Here is a 16,404-nt window from a genome sequence, read left to right on the forward strand (position 1 = left end):
CAGGCAAAACAAGACAGGAAGTTAACACCGGCTCGAAAAAGTTAACAGACCCAATGGGTAATTTCGCAACAGCTTCTTAGCCGCGATGCACTAGGTCGGAAGACCCCCGAAGCTCGGGCGCCGCAGATCAACGCGAGCCCCACCGGGAGCGAACGCCTATCCCGATCGATATCCAAACCGAGTTTTTCAACAGAATCGACCGAAAGCCACTCTCCGACGAGACTTTCTCTTGCGGCCAATCCGTTTGCAGAAGTAGCGTCGCCGCATGGTCCACGCGCGCACGGGTGACAAACGCAGCCGGCGTGCTGCCGGTTTCGGCCGAAAACGCCCTGGCCAGGTTGCGCGGGCTCATGAGGGCACGGTGAGCCAAGGCCTCTACCGACAAATTGCCAGTCAGATTTAGGCATCTGCTAGAGCCGTTACGCAAGCGGCGATAGGGACACGACGGACAGGCACCGCCCTGCCGGTAAAGTTAAAGCTCGCTCAGGTGGAGACCTCAGAAAGGCCGATGCAACTCGATGAGCGTCGGATCAGAGGTTCCTCCCATAGAACGGAGCCAACTTGCCGACGACCGCATCCACATACTTGGGCACCCAGTAGGTCTCGATGTGCGTCGCGCCTTCGATCTTGAACAGCTCCTTGTCCTTCGCGCCGGTCGCCCTGGCGAACGCGGCCTCCGACATGTAGAGGCTGTCCGCCTTGCTGCCCGCAATCATCAAGAGCGGCTGTTCGATCAATTCGATCTGATCGGTTGCATCCCAGCGCATGAGGTCCAGCAGACTACTTGTCGTGTACTTGAACGTCGAGCCTGGATGCGCATGCGTCCGCCAGTAGTACTCGTAGCCCTGTCGATACATCTCGAACGGCAACGCTGCAATCTGGGCGTCGGTCATGTCTGCATCGCCCGAATAGAGAATCTTGCCGCCCGCCCTTTCCTGCGCACGCGCGTCTGAGGCCCGCTTCAGACGTTGCTGGATCGTGGCGAGCTGCGAGTCAGCGAATCCATTGCGGCGAACGCGGCCGGAATTGAACATGCTCAGCGTCGCCACCGACTTGAAGCGCTTGTCGGTCTTCGCGGCCGCCAACGAATAGCCACCCCCTCCACATATGCCGAACAGACCCAGACGTCCCGCATCGACACCCGGGTACAGCATGATGAAATCCGCCATGCCATGAATGTCCTCGATGCGATTCGCCGGAGTGTCTACGGACCGCGGCTGCCCTCCACTGCCGCCTTGATAGGCCGCGTCAGCCACGATCGTGACGTACCCTAGCTCCGCCAGCCGTTGCGCATAAAGACCAGCGGTCTGCTCCTTTACTCCACCGTTTGGATGCGCAACCACGATGGCAGCGTACTTTCCCTTCGGATCAAAGTTGGCCGGCGTGTAGACATTGGCCACGATGTCCACACCATCGAGCTTGTATTTCACAGGGTGGATATGGACCTTCCCCGGCTCGTTGGCAGTGATCGCGCCGCCGTACACCAGCGTGAAGGGGTTCGTGTTGCGGTCGGCCGCGACTGCGGCGCCGGTCTTCGTCATGGCAATCATTCCGAGGCTGGTGGCGGAGAGGGCGATAGCGGAGTCCTTCAGGAACTCGCGCCTTTTTTCATTCACGGCTTGATCGTTCATTTCAATCGAGCTTCTTTTCAACGAGAAAGGTCGTTACCACGTCAGCGATCTGCACGTTGTTCAGGTCCGACATCAGGAAATGCGTGTTACCGCGGAGACCCACCTCGGGAAGGTGCACCAAGCGGGCATCGCCACCATGCCGGTTGATCGCGGCTACCCAGAGGCGAGCCATGGCCAGCCGTACGCGCCAGTTGTCCTGGCCTCGTTCAGCCGTTGGCGCGGTGGGAATGTTGTCGCCGTAGTAAATGACGATGGGAATGCGCGTCAGTTTTTCGAAGTCGGGCAGTGACACGGTCTCGGGAGACAACGTGCCTGCGGCGCTCGGCATGGGTGGCGGCGCTTCGCCCGGCGGAAAGATGAAGCCGCTGCCCGGCTCAAACGCAACAATGGCCTTGACGTTCTGGCTCTTGATTGCCGTAAGCCAGCCTGGTCCACCACCTTGCGAATGGGTGAACAAGATCGCCGGTCCAGTCTTTCCCAGCAGCGCGGCCATGGCGTCAGCAATCACGCCCGCGTCGTAGGGACCTGTGTTGGGCGTGACCGAGCGGAAGAACTGATTCAGCGTCTCAGGCTTGCGGTCGAACTGGACGTTACCGTAGTAGCTGGGCCACTTGCCGAGCCGGAACTGGTCGAAATAGAGCTGGTCGTTCGGAGCCGGCTCCGTCGTTGCGGCGACAGTGCTATTGCCAGCGCGGCCGCGCCGCGGCTGGTCCACCAGATACACCGGGAAGCCACGGCGCAAGAACAGCGTCTGAAAGCCTTCACGTCCATCCGAGGTCGTTTCCCAGCTGCGTGCCGACTGGAATGCTCCGTGCAGCATCACGATGGGAAGAGGTCTTGGATTCTCGGGGATCTGAAAGAAGGCGTACAGATGGTCGCCGTGGAAACTTTGCCCCGCTGCAGTCGGCTTGTTGTTGTCATAGGTACCCGGCGTCGTCCGCACGACTCCGCCGGCGGCAAAACTGCCCTGTGCCTGGATCGACAACGGGGCAGACTCGCTGCCGGCGTGCATTGCACAGCCGGCGATGAGAGCCGGCAACGCAACGGCGCCGTTCAAGAGCATTCGGGTGATGTTCATGGTTGATCCTTCGATGCAGATGCAAGGGCATGCGCCAGCGCTTCCTTTGCACGGACGGCGACGTCCTGGTTGACGCCGTCGGCCAGCGTCTCGACCAACTGCCGCAACTGTGCAGCGCTGAGGCCTACGCGCAAGCTCGCCCGCATATGGGAACGCAATTGCGCCTCCGCGCCCGGCGTGGCAGCGAGCGCGCCTACCGTAGCCAACTCGCGGCTCTGCCAGTCAAGGTTGTCCCGTTCGAAGATGTCACCAAACAAGTGAGCCTGCAGAAACTGATTGATGACCGGTGCGAAGTCCATGACACGTCCATGTACCGGCCCACCGGCAAGCTCCGCCTGATTTGCCCTGCCCGCAGCCACCAGATCGCGCCCCGTTGGCACGGCCTGACGGGGCTCCCGGCCCGGCGGATCCTCAATGCCGCGCTGCTTTCGCTGATCCACGACATGGAGCAGTTCGCTCAGCGCGTTAAGGCTTCTGGGAAAGCCGGCGTATGCATAGAGCTGCACCAGAATTTCCTTGGCCTCGCCAATAGTCAGTCCCGCGTCCAACCCCTGCTCCAGCGCCGCGTGAAGCCTGGGCATATCGCTCGATGCGGTAAAGGCTGCGATCACCGGGATAGCCTGCTGCGTTGCAGTGAGCGTGTGCGATGCCGCTTGCGTGGCGATCTGCGCCGCGGGCTTCGCGCTGGTCTGCGCCGAAAGGCCCGTGCTGTCCAAGGTGGCCTGATAGTCCTGATCGCTGACCTTTTCCTGCCACGTCACTGCACTGCCGCCTTCCTTCTCCGCAATGGCAATGTGCGTCATCGACTCTGCAGGTCCTGCGCCATGCCAATGGCGCACGTTCGGCGGGATGGTGACGACATCGCCCTCGTGGATGGCTTGCGCCGGCTGGCCGTCCTGCTGCACCAGACCCAACCCGTGGATCACGATCAGCGTCTGCCCACGAGGATGCGTATGCCAGGCTGTGCGGGCGCGAGCTGCGAAGGTCACGGTTGCGCCACCAGCCTGACCCGGCGGAAATGCCTGAAACGGAGAACTGATCCGCACGCCGCCGGTGAAGGTTTCAGGACTTCCTGTGGCAGCCGGCTGCGCGGCTGCCGCGCGGACAACTACGACCGGCGGCTTCCCATGCGCATCGGCGGGCTGCGCCGATGCGACCGCCGATGCGCCACTGAGTGCAAGACACAGCAGTGATCTCATGATTGCACCCTCCCTTGCTGGACGCTTCGATCACGATGTGGCGCGACGATAAAGAGCCAGCACACGATCAGCGCGGTGCCGAGCAACAAGGCTGCGACATCCATGACCGCATCAATGCGCTGCGCGAGGGCCACGCTGTCCTGGGCGCCAGCCGGCACCGCGCTGGAGAAGACGAGCACGAGCAATCCGAGCCCCAACGCCCCACCGAGCTGGTGGGCCACGTTCACCAGGCCAGACGCAGCGCCGGCGTCTTCACGTGCAACGCCGGAAACGCCCGCTGCCGTGAGTGGCCCCAGGAGCAAACCTTGTCCCAGCCCAATCAGAACCATGGGGAAGGCAATGCCCGGCCAGTAGCGCGAGAGCGAGTCAGCCTGGCCTAGCCAGACCAGCCCAACGACGCCGAGCAGCAGGCCGGCCAGAAGCAGCATGTCGTCGCCGAAGCGACGAGACAGCCTGGGCACTGCCATCGCGGCTGCGAAGTTGGGCAGCGTAACGGGCAGGAAGGCCAGGCCCGCCTGCAAGGGCGAGAGACGGAGCACGCCTTGCAGGAACTGCGTGGAGAAAAACCAGAAGCCTACCGCGCCGCCGAGGAAGAGCATGCGAGCGAGGTAGGCACCGACGCGCTCCCGGCTGGTCAGCAATCGCAATGGGAGGATCGGTTGGCCGACGCGCCGCTCGATGGCAACGAACACCGCGATCATCAATACGCCACCTGCCAATGCGCCCTGCGCCATGGCATCACGCCAGCTGGCGTCGGCCGCTCGCACGAGGCCGTAGACGAGCGCCGTCATCCCAACGGTGGAACTGATGGCGCCGCCCACATCGAACTGTCCCGCATGTTTCTGCGTCTCGCCAATGTGCCGCCGCGCGGCCACGATCAGCAGCAGGCCAATCGGCAGGTTGATAAAGAATCCCGCACGCCACGACACGAGTTCGGCAAACGCGCCACCCAGCACCAGACCGAGCGTCGCCCCGACACCGGCGGCAGCGGCATACAGCGAGAGCGCACGGGTCCGCGCGTGCCCCTCGGCGAAGTGGGTCGAGAGCAACGCCAGCGTCGAAGGCGCCAGCACGGCAGCCCCCGCCCCCTGGATCGCGCGGGACGTCAGCAGCCAGCGTACCGATGGTGCGAAGCCAATGGCAACCGATGCCAGGGTGAACAGGGACAGGCCCACGATAAACATGCGCCTCCGTCCCAGGATGTCGCCGGCCCGCGCACCGAAGAGCAGTAGCCCACCGAAAGCCAGCGTATAGGCGTTGGTCACCCAGGACAGCTGGGCCGCAGTGAAGCCCAGGCTGGCCTGAATGCGGGGTAGTCCCGTGATGACGATGGAGATATCCACTACGATCATCAGGTAGCTGGCCACGATGATGGCCAGCACCTTACCGGCGTTGCGCGCCGGCAGCTCGGATTGCACGATGGTCATCGGGCGCACTCAAAGGTCGAGCTTGCGCTCGGCCATCCATTTGACGATCGCCGGGTCGCGGTGCGAGAAGAAGCTGCTCGTGTTGGTGTCGAGTTCCGCGATGTCGGTCATGTCCGCATCATCCAACTCGAAGTCGAAGACAGCGATGTTCTCTGCCATCCGTTCCTTGCGCACGGACTTCGCCAGGGCAACGATGCCCCGCTGCACCAGCCAGCGCAGCACGACTTGACCGACCGACTTGCCATGGCGTTCGGCAATGCCGACCAGCGCTGCGTTCTCGAAGAGACCATTGCGGCCTTCTGCGAAAGGCGCCCATGCTTCGGCCTGCACGCCGATCTCCTGCATGAAGGGCACGCTCTCCCGCTGCTGCTGAAAGGGGTTTACCTCCACCTGATTGACCATCGGCGCAATTTCGTTGAACGCCTTGATGTCCATGAGGCGATCTGGATGGAAGTTGCTGACGCCGATCGAGCGCAGCTTTCCGGTTCGGTAGGCATCCTCCATGGCACGCCAGGAACCATGGACGTCGCCGAAGGGCTGGTGGATCAGATAGAGGTCCAAATAGTCGAGTTGCAGCCGGCGCAGCGAGTCGTCGATGGCCTTTTTTGTGCGTTCGTAGCCAGTGTCCTGGACCCACAGCTTGCTGGTGACGAACAGCTGGTCGCGCGCAATGCCGCTGGCACGCAACCCTTTGCCAACCGCTTCTTCATTCAGGTAGGACGCAGCGGTGTCGATCAGGCGATATCCGGCTTCGACAGCGTCAACGACGCTGCGCTGACATTCGTTGGCGTCCGCAATCTGAAAGACACCATAACCGACGATAGGCATGAGAAGACCGTTGCTCAGGACGACGTGTTGCATGAAGTGCTCCTGCCGGGAAGTGCGAATGCTAGAACTGTAGGCACAACACTCGCATCTGAACAGTGACATTCAGGTTGATTGATTATCATCATATCGATGACAATATCGGTCCCGTGAGAAAGGAGCCCTGCCATGGCGATCAACGAGCTTCGGTCGATTTCCACCTTCATCAAGGCTGCGGAACTGGGCAGCCTGCGCAAGGCGGCGCTGGCGCTGGGCATCAGTCCGCAGGCGGCAAGCAAGGCGCTGGCTCAGCTGGAAGCGCATCTGGATGCGCGTCTGTTCCATCGCACGACGCGCGTGATGTCACTGACCGATGCGGGCCAGCGACTGTTCGAAGACGTCCAGCCGTCATTACTCGGTATGCAGCGGGCGCTGGAGACAGCCAGGTCAGCGAAGGACGAATTTGCAGGTCCCCTTCGTATCACGGGGCCGCGCACGACGTTCCAACCCATTCTCTGGCGGCTGGTCGACGAGTTCTGCGACATGCATCCCGGAATCCAGCCAGACGTACTGCTAGATGATCGGATCGGCAACTGGGTCGAGGACCGCGTCGATGTCGGATTTCGGTTGGGTCCGTCACCCCATGAAGGCGTGATCGCGCGGCGGTTGTTTCCCGTGCAAATGCCAATCTGCGGCGCGCCCTCCTACTTCGAGACGTACGGGATGCCGGATTCGCTCGCGGACCTGGCCTCGCATCGCTGCAGCGCCTATCGTCATCCAAGCACCGGCAAGGTGCTTCCGTGGCGCGTCAAGCTTGGCGATCAACTGGTCGATCAACCCGTCGTGCCAGCGATTTGCAGCAATGACGAGCTTTTCGAGTTGCAAGCCGTGTTGGCGGGCAAGGTGCTGGGGCAAATCGCAGGTGTCACAGCGGCGCCCTATATCCGGTCGGGGCAATTGATCCCTGTCCTCGTGGACCACATGCCCGACTATGCGAGCTACTTTGTCTACTTCGGAAGTCGCTCTTCGCAGCCAGCCCGCGCGCGCGCGTTCATTGATCTTGCGGTCCGACGGCTCTCCGATAATTCCGAATACGTGCTTACTGAAAAGGAACTGCAGGCTAGCCGACGGCGCGGACGCACGGACAGGCCGATCGCAACCCGCAGGACAACCTGACAATTTACTCGGCCCGTTGCGAGGAGGAGAAGTTTGTAAGAGAGCGATGACAACCCTGTCGAATGGCTGGGCTACGCCAAGTTTTCGACGTTCGTATGGGGGTACGCGACTGGCCGATAAGGGAAGAGACGACTGGGTTGCAGCGGGTGGAGGTCCCTTCCAGGCCATGAAGCGTCGTTCGCCTGCACCGTCATTAGGACATTCGGACGTTTCTGCTCCGTACCTTCCTCCCGGCATCAGGCCCAACGTCGATAGCCCATGCCTTGGTGCTTGGCGCTTTCCTCGACCTGTGCTGCGCGGTATGACTGCGACAGTGGGTCGTTGGGGTGGCCGCATTGAAGCGGTGAACGTCCGGCAGGCACACAATGACAGCATTGGATCGGATTGTTCGGCATGCGAGCCGCTTGTCGAAGAAGCACACAGGTCTATCCCGCCCTCCGTCGATTCGAAGTCCGATGCATTGACCCAGTCGTGCCGGCCCAGCCGACAGGAGAGCCAGACGGCGCCGGCGTGCAGTCAATCTTCAGCCTTGCCAGGCCGTCATCAGCCAATTTTTGGACCTGCCTCCTGCAAGCGGCGGAGGGCGCCGTACCGAACGACGTATTCGCCGAATGCTGCGTGTTTCTGCTGCGATGGACGGGTTCTCATTGTGCCGGCGTGCTTGAAACCCGTTTATGTGCCTGCAACCCACCCGCCCTCTGGCGCCACTGTACCGTTGGTCGGCGAGGCATGCGCAATCGTGACCTCCTTCGGATCGAACTGCTGGAAGGCGTCGCGCAGGAACTGCAGGGACGCGGCGATGCGCGGTACCCGGCCGGACCCGCGGCGATACATGGCGTAGATACTGAAGCTGTTCACGCACGACCAATCCGGCACGGCGCGGCGCAATTGCCCGGTGGCAAGCAGCATGGGATCGAAAGCGCCAAGGTACACCAGTCCGGCACCGGCGATCGCGCCGACCAGCAACCCCTCCCGATCATCGGAGACCAGCGCGGGTTCCACCTGAACCGACTTGCGCAGGCCATCGCGCTCGAACGTCCAGGTCTGGATCGGCTGCAGCAGCCAGGGCGGCCTGAACACCAGGCAGCGGTGGCGGACCAGGTCGTCCGGGTCAGTCGGCATGCCGGCCCGCTCCAGGTAGGCGGGCGAGCCGTAGACGTGGGGACGCCCCTGCCCGAGGCGCACGGCCACCAGGTTCGACGGCGGTGGCTCGCCGACATGCAGCAGCACGTCGATATTCTCCGCGCGCAATGCCCGCGCATCCTGGGTCATCCGCAACTCAAGGCGCAGGGCAGGATGGCTGTCGAGGAAGGGCGCCAGCCGCGGCATGACCACGTGTCGGTTCAGCGCTGCCGACACGCCGATGCGGACGGTGCCATCGACCCTGCCCGCGCTCGGCATCACGCTGACTTCCAGGGCCCGCAATCTGTCCAGCAGGTCCGTCGCCTGGTGATGCAATCGCTGACCGTCCTCGGTCAGCTCAAGGTGGCGCGTGTTGCGGTTGAAGAGCGTGACGCCCAGCACCTTCTCCAGCTCGCCGACCGCCCGGCTCACCGCCGAGGGGGTGAGATCCATCGAGTGCGCGGCTGCCACGAAGCTGCCGGCATCGGCAGTCCGCACAAACATCTCGAAGCGGCGAATCCGGTCCATACGGAGCTCCAGTCCAGCCAGGTGGGCGCCAGAACTTCAACGATTCGTGAAATTCTCGCACAGGCGAAATGCCGGCGTGGTTATCGACGCCGTTCCTTCCGGCGCCTAGATTTGAGACGCCTCACGGACAGTCTGCCCCTCAGCCGCGGCTGCGCCGAGCCGGTCGGGACAACGGTTTTGGAGTGATACCATGAATCAGAAAGGCAAGTGCGCAATGCTGTTGGCCTCGATGCTCGCCGGCGCCTTGCCCGGGCGGTCTCCAGCGCAGATTCCGGCCTTGTGCACGGCAATGGAAGAAACAGCCGAGTGGCCCATGGAGCATGATGCAGTCGTGGCCGCACCTGCGAATCATCGCGTGATCTATGAAAACGTCCAGATTCGCGTGCTGGAAGTCACGGTGGCACCGGGCGAGCGCGAGAACCTGCACCACCACCGGTGGCCAAGTGTCCTGATCGTGGACAGCCGGCCGAAGTACATCAACTTCGACCGGAACGGCAATGCGATCCCTCCAGCCATCCAGGGCAACCCGGAGTTGCCGCTCGCGGTCAGGTTGCCGGCGCAAGCGGAACACGCCATCCACAATGTCGATACCAGGCCCTTCCATGCCTTCCGTATCGAGTACAAGACGCTGTGCCAGACACCATGAGGCTCACCATGATCCCCCGGCTTGCCATAGCCCGCATTGCCCGCTGCCTTCTGGCCATCCTGGCGAGTGTCGCTGCCTGCCTGGCAGTCGCCCAGCCCTATCCCTCCAGGCCGATCCGCTTCGTCAATGGGAGCGCGCCCGGCAGTGTCATCGACGTCGTCACGCGTCAGGTGGCCGACAAGCTGGCGGCTGCGTTACAGCGACCGGTCATCGTCGAAAACCACCCCTCGGCGGGCGGCATCGCGGCCCTGGACATCGTGAAGAAAAGCCCGCCGGATGGCTATACCCTGAGCATGGTCCATGCCGTGCAGATGAGTGTCGGCCCGAGCCTCTTCCCGAACCTGTCCTACGACCCGGTACTGGACTTCTCGCATATCGGCATCCTGTTCCGTGGGCCCCAGGTTCTGGTGGTACGCCCGTCGCTGCCGGTCAGGTCGATGCAGGAACTCATCGCCGCCGCCCGGGCCAATCCGGGACAACTGCGCTACAGTTCCCCAGGCAACGGCACCCCTACGCACGTCTATATGGAGCAACTGAAGGCGGCCACCGGCGTGGATATCCAGCACATTCCATACAAGGGCCCTGCCGCTACCATGGCCGTCATGAGCGGAGAGGTCGATGTCCTGCTGGAAGGCGTGGCGCCCTTGTTGCCGCAGATCCGCGCCGGCAAGCTCCGGCCGCTGGCGATCACCGGTACCCGGCGGCTGGCCTTGCTGCCGGACACGCCAACCCTGGCCGAACTCGGCTGGCAGGGCTTTGACGCGGTCTGGATCGGCGTGGTGGCGCCGCGGGACTTGCCCACGCCCATTGTCAACCGGCTGAACAAGGAACTGGCCGCGGTCATGGAGTCCGCCGACATTCGCAGCAGCTATGAGCAGGTAGGCAGGGTGATCGAGCCTGGTACCCCGGAAGCGATGACTGCGGCGATCCGCCAGGAGGTCCCACGCTGGCGCGAGGTGGTCCGACAGGCCGGGATCACTTCGAACTGAGACGACGCGGGGTGGCACAAGTGGTACGGCCCTGACTCTTGCCTGACCACGCGCCACTCTGTGGGTATCGGGTGCGTTTCCCGCGCCGTGTGTTGCCGCAGTCCCGCATGTCGAACGGGCCAGACCACTAGCCGAACGAGTAAGGCAGTCGCAATGGCTGCCTGAGCATTCACCGACTCACCCCGATCGCTTCTGGACCTGTTCTACCGCGCCGAGCCGAAAATAAAGAGCCGCAATGGCGGCTGCACTTCGGCAGCGGTCTTCGCGATGAACCAGACCCGAACGACCGGTTGAATCTGCAGTCGAACTCGGCTGTTGGCCGCCATTCCTGCGGCAGCCTGTCAGTGTGAATTCGGCGATGAACCTATCGAGTAGGGTGAGGGGTCGCCCCGTCAGCCCTTTCACACCACAGTACGTGCGGTTCCGCATACGGCGGTTCACGAGCGACACTGCAAGCGCCGCCGAGTGTCCAGCAGAGAGATCTCGACGTAGCCCCGAGTACCACGCGCGACCCTCCGTAGGACCCTCAGTCAGCCGGGGAACCCTTGCCTCTGGCTAACATGTCCCTTTGCCGGGCGTGTGAGGGACTTCCACCCTCTAGTGCGTGCGCCCTGCCGGGCAAAAAAAAACACCAGGAAGAATCCTGGCTGTATCGAGTTTTGGAAGCCCGGCTTTAGCCCGTGCGCGCTCCTCTGCTCCGCCGGGGCGGCGAGAGAAACCGGGCAAAGAAGCTGAGGAAGAATGCAGGCATGGACTTCGCTCAATGTTGGCTGGCATCGGGCGCTTCACCACAGTGAGCGCGCAAGCTGGCGGGCACAGGCTGCGAAATGCCCGTCGCCTTGTCGACCCACACCCACACAGCGGTTGCCGTGGCGAATCTGACTTCGAGATGCGCAGCGTCGCGCATCTCGAAATGGAGCCCCACGCCGCTGCGACCGATTCGGGCGCATTGCACCGTGACCGGATAGCCGATCGGCGCGTAATAGCTGCAGTTGACGTTGGCCACCACGGGCATCAAGTCGGGCGCCTCCCGCGAGAGCTTCGCCGCATTCTCCCACTGCATCCGGGCCTCCTCTGCGAAGCGGAGCACCTGCACGTTGTTGACCCGACCCTCGGCGTCGATATCGCTCCATCGGATCGGCAAGTCCACGGTGAACAACACCGGGCCTTGGGGCGGGTCAATCAGATTGTGGTCGGGCAATTGCGCACCTGCTCACACCGCGCCGGTCGCCCGCAGAGCGCGGATATCCGCCGCGGTGAAACCGATCGACCCGAGAATTTCGTCGGTATGCTCACCACGGGCCGGGGCTGTGTTGCGCATCTGCGGCGGCGTGCGCGTCAGCTTGAACGGTTGGCCGACCACGCTGATCGGACCCAGCGTTGGATGTGTCAGCGGCTGGGCCACCCCGAGGTGTTTCACCTGAGGATCGTCAAACACCTTGTCCATCGTGTTGATGGGCCCGGCCGCGACGCTGCCACGCTCGAAAATCTCAAGCCACTCGGCCGACGTTCGCATTCGGGTCCTCCTGGACAGTTCGGCATTCAGGGCCTTTCGATGGATCGAGCGCGACCCCTCTGTCGAAAACTCCGGTGTCTCCCACAGATCCGGCGCCAGCATGGCGTCGCACAGCCGCTTGAACATGACCTGCTCGCCAGCTGCGATGGTGATATAGCCGTCGGCGGTGGGATAGACCCCGGTTGGAATCGACGTCGGATGGTCATTACCCGGCTGATCGGGGATCTCCTTGTGAAACAGCCATCGCGCGGCCTGGAAATCCTCCATCGCAAGCATCGACTGCAACAGCGAGACCTGTACCCACTGGCCCTCGCCTGACTTTTCGCGCTCAAGCAGCGCGGTCATCACGCCCAGGGCGCAGTAGAGTCCGGCTGCCATGTCTGATACCGCGATGCCAACACGGATCGGACCGTCGTCGGCATAGCCATTCATCGGCATCATGCCGCCCATGCCCTGAATGATGTGATCGAAGCCAAGCCGTTTCACATACGGACCGTCCTGCCCGAAGCCGGAGATGCTGGCGTAGACGATCCTCGGGGTTCGTCCTTCTTAAGCACTGGCTCCCTCGATTATTGCAAGATATGCGTTGACCTAGGCCTTATTGGAAATGATAATGCGTCGCATTTGAATATTTATTACAACGCATTACAGGGAAAATGAGCCTAAATCTCCACCCGTTGCAGCGCGCCATTCTTGCCGCATTCGCCTGCCAGCCGATGCTTGTCGGCATCGCCCATTCACAGGAAGCCAGCCAGGCCACCACTGCCCAGAGCCTGCCGGAAGTCACCGTCAAGGCCGATGTGAGCCGAGAACTGGGCGAGGGCTACAACCCGCCGACCGCCGTCAGCGCGACCAAGACCGAGGCGCCACTGCGCGATACTCCGCAAACCGTGAATGTGGTGACGGCCGATGTCATGCGCGACCAGCACGCCAATTCGATCCAGGACGCGCTGAAGAATGTGCCGGGTGTGTCGTTCTCCACGGGCGACGGGCAGCGCGACCAGGTGTCGATCCGCGGTTTCTCGGCGATCGCCGACCAGTTCGTCGACGGCATTCGCGATGACGCGCTGTACTTCCGTGACCTGTCGAACGTGGACCGGTTGGAGGTCATCAAGGGGCCGGCGGCCGTGCTGTACGGCCGCGGCTCGTCGGGGGGCCTGATCAACCGCGTGACCAAGAAGCCGGGGCTCGACGTGACCGACTTCGCCCTGAGCTACGGCATGTGGGCCGACCGCCGCGCCGAAGCCGACGTGGGCCGCGTGTTTGCCGATGGTGCCGCCGCCTTCCGCGTGACGGGCGCCGTGGAGAGAGCGAACAGCTACCGCTCGCAGCAGTTCCTGGACCGCGCGGCCGTCGCGCCGTCGCTGGAACTGCGTATCGCGCCGCAGACCACCGTGCTGCTCCAGGCCGACTACCTGGAAGACCGCCGGGTGACCGACTTCGGCATCCCAGCATACAACGGCAGGCCGGTCGACGTACCGGCGTCCCGGTACTACGGCGCGGCCAATGCGCGCGACGCCGACTACTCCCAATCGCGCGTGTACTCGGGCACGGCCACGATCAACCATCGCTTCAACGACAACTGGTCGATCCGCAACGCCACACGGTATTACCACTACTCGCTCGACCGCAATAACACGCTGACCAGCTCGGTCAACGAAGCGACAAAGACGCTGACGATGTCGCACTCCAACGTCTTTCGGGAGGAGCACGGCTGGTTCAACCAGACCGACCTGACGCAGAAGGCGACGATCTTCGGCACCAAGCATGAAATCCTGTACGGCATGGAGATCGGCCAGCAGAACAAGGACCTGGTGAACTACTCCCGCGCCGTTCCGGGTCGCTTCGACCTGTTCAACCCGGTGCTCCCGACGCTGCCGCGCCTGGTCGGCGGCACGCCCGCCACGAGCAACCTGGCCACCGCCAAGACCCTGGCGTTCTATACGCAGGACATGATCGCCTTCAGCGAGCAGTGGAAGGCGCTGTTTGGCGTGCGTTACGACAATTTCCAGCAGGACACGATGCAGCGCCTGACCGGCCAGCCAAATCTGTCGCGCACCGACAACGCCTGGAGCCCCCGCGCGGGCCTGGTCTGGCAGCCGTCGAAGGCGCAGTCGTACTACGTGTCGTGGAGCCGGTCGTTCCAGCCGTCGGGCGAAACCTTCGCCCTGGCGGCCAACAATGCCGAACTGGCCCCTGAGAAGACCAACAATACGGAGATTGGCGCCAAGTACGACTGGCTCGACGGCAAGGCAAGCACGACGATCTCGGTGTTCCGGCTCGAGCGGACCAATATGAAGATCGCAAATGCCACCGGCACCGCGTTGATCCCGGTCGGCGAGCAGCGCACGGACGGTGTGGAACTGAGCGCCGCCGCCGAGCTCGGCAGCGGCTGGCGCATGCTGGCCGGCTATGCCTACCTGGACGCCGAGGTCACCAAGTCGACAGCCGCGCTACAGGGCAAGCGCGCGACGCTCACGCCGCGCCATTCCGGCAACGTCTGGCTGACCAAGGCGCTGGGCTACGGCTTCGGCATCGGCGGTGGCCTGAACCTGGTGGGCGCTCGGATGGCCGACCAGGCCAATACGGTGACGCTGCCAGGCTATGTCACGGCGGACATGATGGCCTGGTATCGCCACGGACCGTTCGAGGCGCAACTGAACCTGTATAACCTGTTCAACACGAACTACATCGTGTCGGCGCACGGTTCGAACGCCAACCTGAACATGCCGGGTGCGCCACGCAGCGTGATGGCTACCATCCGGTATCGGATGTAAGCGTTGCGACAACCTACCCAGGGCGGTGACTTCGCCCTGAGACCGTGAGCGCTGCTTGGCGGCGAGACCAACTGGTCGATGGGCGGTCTTACCGCCCAGGTTCCGCACGTATGGTCCGGTCGGCTGCGTGCGCTCGGCGTCACCGGCACGCAGCGTGTGAGCGTCCTGCCCGACGTGCCGACCATCGCGGAGGCCGGCCGTCCTAGCTACGCGTTTCTCCGGCTGGACCGGTGTCGCCGCGCCGGCGGGAACTGCAGTCGCGCCCTGCCGCCCGGTGCCAGGCTGTTGGTGCTGGAACGAATCGTTCCCGACCGCCTAGACCTGTCGGAGCACGATCTGTCTATCTGTCGTTCAGACCTGAACATGCTAAGCGCGCTGAGCGGCCGCGAGCGGCGAGAATCTGAGTTCCAGTCACTGCTTGCCCAAGCCGGGCTGACGGTGGCGTCCGTGACGGCAACGGCTGCCGAGTTCTCGGTGATCGGGGCGGTTGCCGACGAACTGGCAAGCAAGCCGCAGCCCAATCGCGTGAGCCTGTATCCAGTTAAGTCATGAACGGCGTGACCATCGGCCCGAACGCAAGCACCGCGGCCGAATCAACGAAGGCCGATCTGCCTCGACCAGTGCGACCTCCCGACAACTTGTACCTGCACCCGCTGACCTGGGCATTCACGCTGTTCCATTCCGTATGGCTACGCTCCTACCTGGGGGCAAATGGATCTGCCACGCTGCTGCCCATGTTTGGCATTGTGCGTGGCGAAATCATAGAGTTTCAGTCGCTCTACGCCGCTCGCACTCGGCCGCGCTTTCATACGTCCCTTAGCCTTGGCAAAGTACTTTGCAACATAGCGCAGAATGCGCCTGTTTTGCGCAGTAAGATCAGTGTTTTACAGGAAGACCGCCCAATAGGCCAAGTCCCGGAAGGCGATTCGCGCATGTCCGAATCCGTCAGCCCCAAAATACTCTCCATTGTAATTGGCGAACTTCGAGACGCCACCGCTCGCGTTCTTGCCGACGCCCTTATCGCTGCGTCCGGCTGCCAACTGAAGACACCCGATGGCCGCGAGCAATTCATTGAGGCCCTTGAGGGCGTCGTTGCCGCGTACCACAGTGAAGACGTCATGGACGCGGAAGCCGAGTTGGCCGAATCCCTCGTCAGAGAGCTTCGCGGCGACATGACCGCCAAACTCTGGGACGAGGAAAGCTGAAATTTGTAACGACATCTCACCTTCGGATCGCCGACTCCTGATCTGGGGCGCGGAGAGACTCGAGCGCCCCCACCGCAAATGGAGCTGCACAGCCTCATCTCTCGCGAACGCTATCCATAAGGCGGCCTAGATCCTAGACTGAACGAGTGGCGTGCCCCACGCTCCCAACTCGAAGGTCGCACCCGCCCCGTCGCGCCAAGAACTAGCGCCCATGCGCCCTCAGACCGCGCCCGGCGTGTGCTTTACATCACAAGATGCGCGTACGCGCCGCAGCGCCGCTTTCGCAAGCGGCATCATCGTCCCACC

General features: G+C 63.0%; 15 protein-coding genes. 6 read left to right on the forward strand and 9 right to left on the reverse strand.

Annotated features, from left to right (window positions below):
• Positions 1-127 precede the first annotated feature (127 nt).
• The 6 genes from AC07XB_RS36525 to AC07XB_RS36550 form a co-directional block, all read right to left on the reverse strand.
• Positions 128-427, reverse strand: coding sequence for a helix-turn-helix domain-containing protein (locus AC07XB_RS36525; RefSeq protein ID WP_492831023.1), 300 nt, complete (start codon positions 425-427; stop codon positions 128-130).
• A gap of 103 nt (positions 428-530) precedes the next feature.
• Positions 531-1,550 carry an alpha/beta hydrolase gene (locus AC07XB_RS36530; protein WP_492831050.1) on the reverse strand — a complete coding sequence of 340 codons (1,020 nt, stop codon included), beginning with the start codon at positions 1,548-1,550 and terminating at the stop codon, positions 531-533.
• Positions 1,551-1,632: 82 nt separating this feature from the next.
• Positions 1,633-2,709 carry an alpha/beta hydrolase gene (locus AC07XB_RS36535; protein WP_492831022.1) on the reverse strand — a complete coding sequence of 359 codons (1,077 nt, stop codon included), beginning with the start codon at positions 2,707-2,709 and terminating at the stop codon, positions 1,633-1,635.
• Positions 2,706-3,908 carry a (R)-mandelonitrile lyase gene (locus AC07XB_RS36540; protein WP_492831021.1) on the reverse strand — a complete coding sequence of 401 codons (1,203 nt, stop codon included), beginning with the start codon at positions 3,906-3,908 and terminating at the stop codon, positions 2,706-2,708. Before AC07XB_RS36540 ends, AC07XB_RS36535 begins: the two co-directional genes overlap by 4 nt.
• On the reverse strand, positions 3,905-5,335 hold the full coding sequence (locus AC07XB_RS36545) for an MFS transporter (RefSeq protein WP_492831020.1): 1,431 nt from the start codon (positions 5,333-5,335) through the stop codon (positions 3,905-3,907). Before AC07XB_RS36545 ends, AC07XB_RS36540 begins: the two co-directional genes overlap by 4 nt.
• Positions 5,336-5,344: 9 nt before the next feature.
• Positions 5,345-6,196: an aldo/keto reductase gene (locus tag AC07XB_RS36550; RefSeq protein WP_492831019.1), complete on the reverse strand. Its 852-nt coding sequence runs from the start codon at positions 6,194-6,196 to the stop codon at positions 5,345-5,347.
• 132 nt (positions 6,197-6,328) lie between these two features.
• On the opposite strand from AC07XB_RS36550, the gene AC07XB_RS36555 reads away from it, so the two are divergent.
• Entirely contained in the window at positions 6,329-7,315 is a 987-nt protein-coding gene (locus tag AC07XB_RS36555) for a LysR family transcriptional regulator (RefSeq protein ID WP_492831018.1), read from the forward strand.
• 672 nt (positions 7,316-7,987) lie between these two features.
• Here the strand turns inward: AC07XB_RS36555 and AC07XB_RS36560 are convergent.
• Entirely contained in the window at positions 7,988-8,965 is a 978-nt protein-coding gene (locus tag AC07XB_RS36560) for a LysR family transcriptional regulator (protein WP_492831017.1), read from the reverse strand.
• Positions 8,966-9,155: 190 nt separating this feature from the next.
• On the opposite strand from AC07XB_RS36560, the gene AC07XB_RS36565 reads away from it, so the two are divergent.
• On the forward strand, positions 9,156-9,611 hold the full coding sequence (locus AC07XB_RS36565; protein WP_492831016.1) for a hypothetical protein: 456 nt from the start codon (positions 9,156-9,158) through the stop codon (positions 9,609-9,611).
• 8 nt (positions 9,612-9,619) lie between these two features.
• Positions 9,620-10,600 carry a Bug family tripartite tricarboxylate transporter substrate binding protein gene (locus AC07XB_RS36570; protein ID WP_492831015.1) on the forward strand — a complete coding sequence of 327 codons (981 nt, stop codon included), beginning with the start codon at positions 9,620-9,622 and terminating at the stop codon, positions 10,598-10,600.
• Between the two features lie 760 nt (positions 10,601-11,360).
• Here AC07XB_RS36570 and AC07XB_RS36575 read toward each other — a convergent pair.
• Both AC07XB_RS36575 and AC07XB_RS36580 read right to left on the reverse strand, forming a co-directional pair.
• Positions 11,361-11,801 carry an acyl-CoA thioesterase gene (locus AC07XB_RS36575; protein ID WP_492831014.1) on the reverse strand — a complete coding sequence of 147 codons (441 nt, stop codon included), beginning with the start codon at positions 11,799-11,801 and terminating at the stop codon, positions 11,361-11,363.
• A gap of 12 nt (positions 11,802-11,813) precedes the next feature.
• Complete coding sequence (locus AC07XB_RS36580; protein ID WP_492831049.1) at positions 11,814-12,647, reverse strand: CaiB/BaiF CoA transferase family protein; 834 nt, start codon at positions 12,645-12,647, stop codon at positions 11,814-11,816.
• 125 nt (positions 12,648-12,772) lie between these two features.
• On the opposite strand from AC07XB_RS36580, the gene AC07XB_RS36585 reads away from it, so the two are divergent.
• The 3 genes from AC07XB_RS36585 to AC07XB_RS36595 all read left to right on the forward strand — a co-directional run bounded on the left by AC07XB_RS36585 (position 12,773) and on the right by AC07XB_RS36595 (position 16,098).
• A complete protein-coding gene (locus AC07XB_RS36585; protein WP_492831013.1) occupies positions 12,773-14,893 on the forward strand; it encodes a TonB-dependent receptor in 2,121 nt (706 codons plus the stop codon).
• Between the two features lie 78 nt (positions 14,894-14,971).
• On the forward strand, positions 14,972-15,445 hold the full coding sequence (locus AC07XB_RS36590) for a methyltransferase (RefSeq protein ID WP_492831012.1): 474 nt from the start codon (positions 14,972-14,974) through the stop codon (positions 15,443-15,445).
• Positions 15,442-16,098 carry a hypothetical protein gene (locus AC07XB_RS36595; RefSeq protein ID WP_492831011.1) on the forward strand — a complete coding sequence of 219 codons (657 nt, stop codon included), beginning with the start codon at positions 15,442-15,444 and terminating at the stop codon, positions 16,096-16,098. Before AC07XB_RS36590 ends, AC07XB_RS36595 begins: the two co-directional genes overlap by 4 nt.
• Positions 16,099-16,404 lie beyond the last annotated feature (306 nt).

Source organism: Cupriavidus sp. GW821-FHT02F09, assembly GCF_059421605.1.

What these genes read in the sequence shown, in the direction of transcription:
- AC07XB_RS36540 (WP_492831021.1), bottom strand. Translation starts at nt 3,908, where the DNA reads ATGAGATCACTGCTGTGTCTTGCACTCAGTGGCGCATCGGCGGTCGCA.
- AC07XB_RS36545 (WP_492831020.1), bottom strand. Translation starts at nt 5,335, where the DNA reads ATGACCATCGTGCAATCCGAGCTGCCGGCGCGCAACGCCGGTAAGGTG.
- AC07XB_RS36565 (WP_492831016.1), top strand. Translation starts at nt 9,156, where the DNA reads ATGAATCAGAAAGGCAAGTGCGCAATGCTGTTGGCCTCGATGCTCGCC.
- AC07XB_RS36555 (WP_492831018.1), top strand. Translation starts at nt 6,329, where the DNA reads ATGGCGATCAACGAGCTTCGGTCGATTTCCACCTTCATCAAGGCTGCG.
- AC07XB_RS36585 (WP_492831013.1), top strand. Translation starts at nt 12,773, where the DNA reads ATGAGCCTAAATCTCCACCCGTTGCAGCGCGCCATTCTTGCCGCATTC.
- AC07XB_RS36535 (WP_492831022.1), bottom strand. Translation starts at nt 2,709, where the DNA reads ATGAACATCACCCGAATGCTCTTGAACGGCGCCGTTGCGTTGCCGGCT.
- AC07XB_RS36530 (WP_492831050.1), bottom strand. Translation starts at nt 1,550, where the DNA reads ATGATTGCCATGACGAAGACCGGCGCCGCAGTCGCGGCCGACCGCAAC.
- AC07XB_RS36560 (WP_492831017.1), bottom strand. Translation starts at nt 8,965, where the DNA reads ATGGACCGGATTCGCCGCTTCGAGATGTTTGTGCGGACTGCCGATGCC.
- AC07XB_RS36550 (WP_492831019.1), bottom strand. Translation starts at nt 6,196, where the DNA reads ATGCAACACGTCGTCCTGAGCAACGGTCTTCTCATGCCTATCGTCGGT.
- AC07XB_RS36590 (WP_492831012.1), top strand. Translation starts at nt 14,972, where the DNA reads ATGGGCGGTCTTACCGCCCAGGTTCCGCACGTATGGTCCGGTCGGCTG.
- AC07XB_RS36595 (WP_492831011.1), top strand. Translation starts at nt 15,442, where the DNA reads ATGAACGGCGTGACCATCGGCCCGAACGCAAGCACCGCGGCCGAATCA.
- AC07XB_RS36570 (WP_492831015.1), top strand. Translation starts at nt 9,620, where the DNA reads ATGATCCCCCGGCTTGCCATAGCCCGCATTGCCCGCTGCCTTCTGGCC.